Here is a 548-nt window from a genome sequence, read left to right as displayed (position 1 = left end):
TGTCATCTTATAGAGGATATTTTCAAGGAAGAAGAGAAATGACTCACATAGCAATTTCTCAAATAATTGAACAGCTTTTCAGAGTTATATTAGGAATAACGTTGGCTTACCTTTTTATGAACAGTCTTGGGCCAAACCCTGGCCCAGAACAAGGTGCAGCGGGGGCTATAATTGGGGCTACTATAGGGGCTATAGCATCTATTATATATCTGATAATAGCTTATTTATTTAAATTAAAAACTATAAAAAGAGAAATAAAATCAAGTAAAAAATTTAGAGAAGAAGAAAGTGTATCTAGGATACTAAAAAAATTATTAGTAGTAGCTATACCTATAACTATAGGAGCAGCTGTTATGCCACTAGTAAATATGGTAGATACTGTAATTGTTATAAGGAGATTAGTAGAAGCTGGTTTTAGCCAAACACAGGCAAATGTAATGTTTGGTCAATTAACGGGAATGGCTATGGCTATAATAAACTTACCAGCAGTTATAACAGTTGCTATGAGTATGAGTTTAGTGCCAACAATATCACAAGCGTATGCTGTA

The 548-nt window shown here is 33.6% G+C and carries 1 protein-coding gene; it reads left to right on the top strand.

Features of this window, described 5'->3' with window-relative positions:
* On the top strand, window positions 1-548 hold a 548-nt coding region (locus AZI32_RS17555), incomplete at both ends, for an oligosaccharide flippase family protein (RefSeq protein WP_157450992.1).

Origin of the sequence: Clostridium sp. ATCC 25772 (assembly GCF_001573875.1) — a bacterium.
In the GTDB taxonomy this organism is placed as follows: domain Bacteria; phylum Bacillota; class Clostridia; order Clostridiales; family Clostridiaceae; genus Clostridium_J; species Clostridium_J senegalense.
The sequence above is the reverse complement of the archived record's forward strand: the minus strand, read 5'-3'. Positions and strand labels throughout refer to the sequence as shown.